The organism is Candidatus Hydrogenedentota bacterium, from assembly GCA_035416745.1.
Lineage (GTDB): Bacteria > Hydrogenedentota > Hydrogenedentia > Hydrogenedentales > SLHB01 > UBA2224.
Window position 1 is genome coordinate 1,638 of the sequence record DAOLNV010000137.1, and the last position, 7,820, is coordinate 9,457.

General features: G+C 60.8%; 6 protein-coding genes. 3 read left to right on the plus strand and 3 right to left on the minus strand.

Going from position 1 to position 7,820, the window contains the following annotated elements:
- The 3 genes from PLJ71_21790 to PLJ71_21800 all read right to left on the minus strand — a co-directional run.
- Positions 1 to 897 (minus strand): Ca2+-dependent phosphoinositide-specific phospholipase C (locus PLJ71_21790; GenBank protein HQM51322.1); only part of this gene is annotated, 897 nt, incomplete at its 3' end.
- Between the two features lie 87 nt (positions 898 to 984).
- The gene (locus tag PLJ71_21795; protein HQM51323.1) at positions 985 to 1,920 is read right to left on the minus strand and encodes a DUF4349 domain-containing protein; all 936 of its coding nucleotides are present in this window, start codon (positions 1,918 to 1,920) and stop codon (positions 985 to 987) included.
- Positions 1,921 to 2,320: 400 nt separating this feature from the next.
- Entirely contained in the window at positions 2,321 to 3,895 is a 1,575-nt protein-coding gene (locus PLJ71_21800; protein ID HQM51324.1) for a sodium-dependent transporter, read from the minus strand.
- Between the two features lie 152 nt (positions 3,896 to 4,047).
- Here PLJ71_21800 and PLJ71_21805 point away from each other — a divergent pair, with 152 nt between their 5' ends.
- Genes PLJ71_21805 through PLJ71_21815 form a run of 3 tightly spaced genes read left to right on the plus strand, consistent with a single transcriptional unit; the run spans position 4,048 to position 7,599 of the window.
- Positions 4,048 to 4,857, plus strand: a complete 810-nt coding sequence (locus tag PLJ71_21805) for a uracil-DNA glycosylase (protein HQM51325.1) — start codon at positions 4,048 to 4,050, stop codon at positions 4,855 to 4,857.
- 7 nt (positions 4,858 to 4,864) lie between these two features.
- Positions 4,865 to 6,226, plus strand: coding sequence for an ATP-binding protein (locus tag PLJ71_21810; protein ID HQM51326.1), 1,362 nt, complete (start codon positions 4,865 to 4,867; stop codon positions 6,224 to 6,226).
- Entirely contained in the window at positions 6,223 to 7,599 is a 1,377-nt protein-coding gene (locus PLJ71_21815) for a sigma-54 dependent transcriptional regulator (protein ID HQM51327.1), read from the plus strand. The genes PLJ71_21810 and PLJ71_21815 overlap by 4 nt, the downstream gene beginning before the upstream one ends.
- The last annotated feature ends 221 nt before the right edge of the window (positions 7,600 to 7,820 follow it).

The window sequence follows — 7,820 nt, forward strand, 5'->3', positions numbered from 1 at the left end:
GGCGAGTTGCGGGTCCATGGGGTTGTTTATGACGAAGACGGCGTCGTAAGGCTTATCTCCAGTGCCCTGCATGAACATAGGCCGCCCTTCGCACGACGGGGCTCCCTGGGTGTACAACTCGGCGTGCTCCCCTTGTGTGTGGAGCACGAACATGCACTTGCCCCGCGATTGTGCCAAGGGAGGCCAGTTGCCGGCGCGCACTGCCTGGGATAGCGTTGCGTACTCCCCGCGCACGTCGTCGGGGGTGAGCACGTCCCCGCGCGGGAACACGGACAAGAGCAGCTGGTCGAGCGCGTCGAGGTCTTCGCCCTCGAAGGGGTAGGTTTTGGTGCTGGCCTGCTTGACGTCTTCTTTCTTGAGCTCCAGGAGAGTGATAATCGGCACGTGTTCGGGGTGCGCCCGTGACCAGTCCCGAATCACTCTCAGGCATCCCGTGAAATCCCCGCACGTGCAGGCCGCATCGAAATCCTGCACGTGGAAGACTTCGTAACCCTTGTCGGTATGATGAATATCAAGTTCGAAGCTGCGGATTCCCCGGTTCAACTGGACATCGAGCGGCGCGTGGTCGTATTCCCAGTTGACCGCATCCGGATAAGCCTTTTTCACCAGCTCGTGCAGTGCGGCGGGCGGCATGGCGTGATAGCTGTTGTGCGTGGCGATCACCTGAAGCTGGTTGAGGCGGAGGGTGTCATCGAGATGGGTCTCGAGCGGGACCTCGAGGGCCGATGCGGGCTCGGCGGCCGTCTGCGATCCGGCTGAAGCGGTTTCGCGGGATGGCGCCTGGGATTGCGTGGACTCCTTTTGCCCGCAGCCCGCCCACTGGACAAGCAGAAGAAGAGCGAGGACGCAGCACGTGTCATGGGCGAGATTGGCCTTGCGATATGCTTGGCATGGCATATAACGTCAATCCTTTCCGCTGACATGGCGCGACGTGGTGCACGGGGTACCGCATCGGCGTTGCCGTGTTTTCAGAACTGCACGGGCTTATCGGTCAGGAGGCGTTGCTGTCGTGCGCTGAACCCGCCGTCTGTTCCGCCGGTGCCAAGCGTACAGGACAAGCAGGAGCGGAAACAACCATACCGGCGCCCACACGCCCAGCCAGATCACGACGACCCACAAGGACTGGAGGAATTCGATAAGCGACCGCACCGCTCTCGAGGCCACACTGGCTGTGCTGAACGACCCGGCCGGCGTCAGGGGCCCGCCCTTCTCTTTCTCGAGCAGGGTGACCTGGATGGTCGAGAACCCCACGCGGTTGCTCAGGAAGCGCAACTGCCCTTCGAGGTGGTCCAGCAGTCCCCGCACCCGCGTGAGTTCCTGCTCGACCTTGAGGATGTCCTCAAGCTTGGCGGAGCGTTCAAGGTGCGCCAAGAGACGTTCTTCGGTGCGTTTGAGGTTGCGGATGGACGACTCGGTGTCCACGTATTTTTCCGTGACGTCTTCGGAATTGACGCGGCGCTCGATGACGTCGCCCAGCGCCTGGGCGTCGGTCATGGCTTGCTCGAACTTATCGGCGGGCACGCGGAGCGTGGCGGTAATCTCGGAACGCTCGACGGCGAGTTTGCGTTCGTGCATGTCGGAGAGATAACCGCCGAGGTTTCGCGCCGCGGCCGAGAGGCTCTCGATGGCTTTGGGCGCGTCGTCGACCTCGAGCTGGAGCCACGCGTTCTTGATGAGATAGCGGTCGGGCTGATTCGCGGCGAGCGTGGCGAGGCTATCCTGGGCAGAGGCTTCGGCCTCGCCGGCGGTCTTGTCCAGACCTGTTGCGCGCCTTCCGAAGGCAAGTTCTTCTCCGAGGGCGGAGGCCGGCTCGGCTCTCGAGGCCGAGGGTGCGGCCTCCCTCTGGGAGGCGGAACACGCGACAACCCCCGCGGCGAGAATCAATGCCCATGGAACCAGGTGTGAGAACTTGCGAACCATACGCGCCCCCTTTCGCATCCCGATGGCGTGGGTCGTTGTCTTCGGCGCGGCGCGCCTTCCGCTTTTTGGACGGCCCACCGGCGGTCCGGGTTTCGGCTTTTTGCGTATCCGTTTCATGAGACACCGAAACGCGGCGCGGGTTCGGGACAGGTCCGGAGCGCCTTAGGCGCTGGTGTCGGGAGTCATTCGCGAGTCCTTGCGGCGCCGGAATCTTGCCTATCTCCCGGGGTAAGCTGGAAGCCCGCATCCCAACACCGTTCGCACTTTTTGATGCGCACAGGGTTCAAACGCGTTGACTCGGTACACTAGTGTTTCTTGCTGAAGATGCGCACGAAGCAGTAGATGTTCATGGCGGCGATGACTGCCCAGACGATGAGCATATAGAGCCAGGCGCCGGGCGTCATGGCAGGCTCTCCCCGGGTTCGTCTTGTTGGTTCTCTTCAAAGAACTTTGGATGGGTGCGCCACGCGTACCACACGCCCCACGCGAGGGCAAGCCAGCCCATCACAATGATTGCGCGGGCAATCCATAGGTAGGGGATATTCTCGGGTTTCACACCGTGCATCATCAGTTTGGCCCACAACCCGTCGTAGACCCACCATCCGAGCAGGGCGATCGCGAAAACAGGCGTGACGAATCCAATGATGTAGTAGAAGATGCGCGGCACCTGGAGATCCGCGCCGAGGTGCATCTCCTGCCAACCTTTCTTCATTCCGAAGATCCAGGCGAAAATGACCGATTCGATGGCTGCGAACAGGACGAGGAAAAAGGTGCCTGCCCAGAAGTCGAGTTCGTCCATCACGCCCTGGTTCATGAACAGGACGACGGGCTGCATCAAGAGAAACGTGCCTGCGGAGATGGCAACGATGACTTTCCGTTTGTCCATCCGCAGCTCGTCCTTTAGAAACAGCAGCAGCGGAGTGAACATGGCCATGCTCGAAGTCAGCCCGGCCAGAAACAGCAGCACGAACCACAGCGTGCCGAAGAATTGTCCGGCGGGAAGCTGCTGAAAGATAACCGGCAGGGAGTGAAACGCGATGTGGAACGTGCCGCCCTTCACGATTTCGTCGGTCTGCGCGGAGCCGAAGAAAATCAGCGCGGCGGGCACGGCGATGGTGCCGCCGAGAATGACTTCGACGAATTCGTTGGTACTGCAAGTCGCCAGTGCGTTGAGGGTGACGTCCTCATTCTTCGCGACGTAGCTCGCGTACGTGTGGACCATGCCGAAACCGAGGCTCAAGGTGAAGAAGACCTGTCCGGCGGCGTCGATCCACATGGAAGGATTTCTGAGGGCGCCCCAGTCGATCACCCATATGCGGGCAAGCCCGTCGCCAACCGTGCGGCCCTCAACCGGCGACAGGGTGAGGACGCGCACCGCCAGAACGATCCCGACTATGATTAGGGTGGGCATGGCGTATTTCGCGACTATTTCAATGCCCTTCTCGATCCCCCGCGCACAGATCAGAACGTTTATGCCGAGGGTAATCACAAAGAAGAGATACGATTTCGGAGCGAAGGAAATTATGCCTTTGCCGAGCCCGAGATAGCCGGTGAACACTTGCGCCATGCTTTCGTCGCTGGTGCGTCCCCAATACGAGCCTATGATGGTCTCGTATGCATAGCCGAGAGACCACGACTCGATATAGATGTAGTAGATGCCGATCATCGCAGGGAGCAGCACGCCGAAAATGCCCAGGTATTTCGAGACCGGATGTTTCCAGAGCCGGTGGAACATGCCCGGCGTACTCCCGTGGCCGTAACCGCCGCCGAGACGGCCGATGGTCCACTCGACCCACATCAGCGGCACGCCCAGGAGCAGAAGCGAGAGGAGGTAGGGCACCATGAACGCGCCGCCGTAGAGCGCGGCCTTTCCGGGAAAGCGCAGGAAGTTGCCCAGGCCCACCGCGTTGCCCGCCATGGCCATGATCAAGCCGAACCGGCTGGCCCAGCGGTCGTCTCGCGCCAATTCCGCCATGTGCTTGCCCCCTCACGTTGCGGCATCTTCGATTCGGCCGATTATATCGGGGCTCTCCGGATGCCTTCAAGGAAACGAAGGAGGAACCGGGCTGCGCGGGAACCGCTGCCGCTGCCTTCAAAACCGCCCTTTCGCGGTGGTATCATGGGTGCGTGAGCAAAGTAAACACAGACACGGACGCCGTCTTTGACGAGCTGCTGAACGACACGCGAATGCTGGTGAAGCAGTCCGCGCACGCCACGAAGAAGACCATCGAGGTCTCGCCCGAAGTCGCCGCTCTCTTGGAGCGAATCGGATGCGTCCAGCTTGCCCCGGTCGCCGAAATCGCCGGTTCCGAAGACTTCGAGGCGCTGCGCGAGGAAGTGCGCCAATGCCGGAAATGCACCCTGTGCGAATCGCGCACTCAGACGGTGTTCGGCGCGGGCAGCCCGAGGGCAGACCTGGTCTTCGTGGGCGAGGCGCCCGGCGAACAAGAAGACTTGCAGGGCGTGCCCTTCGTGGGCCGTGCGGGAAGGCTCCTCACGGACATTATCGAAAAGGGGCTCGAGATGCGCCGCGAAGACGTGTTCATCTGCAACACCCTCAAGTGCCGGCCCCCGGCCAACCGCGAACCGAGGCCGGATGAGAAAGAGGCCTGCGAAGCGTATCTGGCGAGGCAACTCGAGCTGATCAGGCCGAAAGTCATTTGCGCTCTCGGGGGACATGCCGCGAAGATGTTGCTCAAGAACGACGATTCCGTGGGAAAGCTTCGGGGCAAATGGCATTTCTACCGCGGCATTCCGGTCCGGGTCACCTACCATCCGTCCTATGTAGTGCGTTCCGAACACGAACCGGCCCGGCACAAAGCCGATAAGCGGAGGGTCTGGGAAGATATTCAGGAAGTGATCCGGGTGCTGAAAGGGGAAATCGAACCCCGGCCTGAATCCGGCGCTCCCGACCATACGCCGGACCTGTTTGGCTGATTCCAGTATGGGTGAACCGCCCTCGACATATCCTAAAGTGCGCTGGCGCCAATCGCTCATTGTGCGCGTGATTATCCTGTGCGCCCTGCTTGTGATCTGTCTGCTCGGCGCGGTGTATATCGCGACGCGGTTCTACTTCGCGCAAATCGTGGAGGAAATGCGCGAACAGACCGACAAGATCGCCAACATCGTTTCCCTGTATTACGAGGAGAATCCGGCGGCTCCTTTGGAGGAACTTCGTGCGGAACTCTCGCGCGAGGGGGCGGACATCCAGTTCCTCGAAGGCGAAACCATGCAGACGCTCGTGACGATCGAACACGGTGAAGACGGCCAGATGTCCAAGGTGGCTTATTCCACCTTGCCCCTGCCGGACGGCCGGAAAGCCTTGCTGACCGTGCGCCTCCAGGTGCAGCCGCAAACCGAGATACTCAAGGCGTTCCAGAACGAGTATCTGCTTACACTGACCGTGGGATTCTTGCTGACGCTCGGCCTGATGGTCTACTTTATCGCGAAGACCCTGCGCCCGCTGGGCGAACTTACCCGGCGCTGCGGGCGCATCTCGCAGGGTCATCTCGAGAATGTCGAGATTCGCAAGAATACCGGCGAAATCCTGGCCCTCGAACACATGTTCAACGGCATGGTCAATGCCCTGAAAGAAAAGGAGCTGATGGAGACCAACCTTCGCCAGGCGCAACGTCTCTCCGCCCTGGGCTCCCTTGCCGCGGGCGTGGCTCATGACATCCGGAACCCCCTCAACGCCATCAAACTTCTGTCGAGCCACGCCAGCGACAATCTCGCGGCTTCTGAAAACCACGAACGCGCGGCGCATCAATTGCGGACAATCCGAAAAGAGGTGGACCGGCTCGAGGAGATCGTGACCGGGTTTCTCTCGATGGCGCGCGAGCAGGAGCTGAACCCAGTCCCCAGCAAGGTCGACGCGCTTCTCGACGAGTGCGTGCAGCTGCTCAAGAAAGACGCCGAAGAACGCGGCGTGCGGCTCGTACACGAACTCCGCGCCGGTGAAACCGAACTGATGCTTGACTCCAAACAATGGAAACGGGCGGTAATCAACGTAGTGCTTAATGCGCTCGAAGCAACGCCCCGGGGAGGACGCGTACGGCTGTTCTCCCGCCTAACGGACAAAACGTGTGAAATCGAAGTGCGCGACGACGGTCCGGGCATGTCGCCCGAGATCGCGGAACGCGCCTTTGACCCCTATTTCACGACGAAGCACACGGGCACTGGCCTGGGATTGTCGATCACCCGGGGCATTGTCGAGGAACACGGCGGCGCCATCCAGCTTTCTTCGGGGGAACAGGCCGGGTGCCAGGTCCTTATAACCTTGCCATTACGGAATTTGCAGCCATGAACACACCGCGTATTCTGATAGCCGAAGACGATACGGTTCAACGCGAGATACTCCACGACATCCTGCGCGATGCTGGTTATGATGCGGACGCTTTCGGTCTGGCTCGCGAGGCGTTCGCGGCCCTCGAGAAGAACACCTACGACCTCCTGCTCACGGACCTGCGCATGCCCGAGATGGACGGACTCGACCTTCTCCGCGAGGCGCTGCGCATTCGCCCTGAGCTGTCCGTAGTGGTCATGACCGCCTACGCGACGGTGAAAACGGCCGTGACCGCCATGAAGGAAGGGGCCTGCGACTACCTGGCCAAACCGTTTGACAAAGAAGAGCTTCTCGTCGTGATAGACAAGGCCCTGCAACACTATGAGTTGCGCCGTGAAAACAGACAGTTGCGCGCGTTGGTCAGCGACGCCACCGCCCTTGGAAACATTGTCGGGCAGAGCCCCGCCATGCAAAAGGTGTTCGACATGGTCCGGCGCGCAACCGCCGTGTCAAGCACGGTCCTGATCCAGGGCGAATCGGGCACGGGCAAGGAAATGGTTGCGCGGCACATCCATTTTGCCGGTCCACGAAAGAACAAACCCTTCATAGTGGTCAACTGCGCCGCGATACCCGACACCCTGGTGGAAAGCGAGCTGTTTGGCCACGAGAAGGGAGCGTTTACCGGCGCGGAAACAAGCCGCCAGGGGAAATTCGAGTTTGCCAACGGCGGTACCCTGTTTTTGGATGAAATTGGCGATATGCAGCTCGAAAGCCAGGCTAAACTTCTCCGCGTTCTGCAAGACGGCGTCGTCGAGCGGGTCGGCTCGTCGCAATCCCGCCAGGTGGACGTGCGGGTCATCGCCGCCAGCAACCGCGAACTGAAAGCCGTTGTGGACGAGGGCCGCTTTCGACAAGACCTCTATTTCCGGCTGGAGGTACTGCCCATTCGGATCCCGCCCCTGCGCGAGCGCATCGAGGACCTGACCCTTCTCGTCAGTCATTTCCGCGACAAGTTGGCCAAGCGCCTGGAGCACCCTGTACCCACCCTCAACGCCAGCGCCCTGGACGCCATGAGACGCTACCGCTGGCCCGGCAACGTCCGCGAACTCGAGAACACGCTCGAACAGGTGTTCATCCTGTGCGACAAGAGCGTGGCGGGTCTCGAGGAGCTGCCCGAGAAGTTCAAGAGCCGCGAACCCCAGGCGGGCGACGTCAACCTGCCCGCCGGGGGGCTTGTCCTCGAAGATCTGGAACAAGACCTCATTCGGCAGGCCCTCGCCCGTTCGGGCGGCCGCATCAAAGAAGCTGCTGAATTGCTTGGTCTTACCTACAAGACCCTGCAATACCGCCTCAAGAAACACGACATCGACAAACACGAAGCTGCGGGAAGGTAGCACGCTCGACGCCGCCTGTTCCCGGGCATTGCCTCAGAGAGCCCCCCCAATCACCGGATAGGAAAGCCCTTGCTGGAGGGATCTTATTGTCTCCATGAAGACAAGAACGAACTCACACGGAGACACAGGGAACACGAAGATTGAATCCTCCGAAACAGGATCAGACAGGAAGCATCATTGTGGATTGCGCGGTGGCGCTTCATCGTGAGACGGGTCCCGGG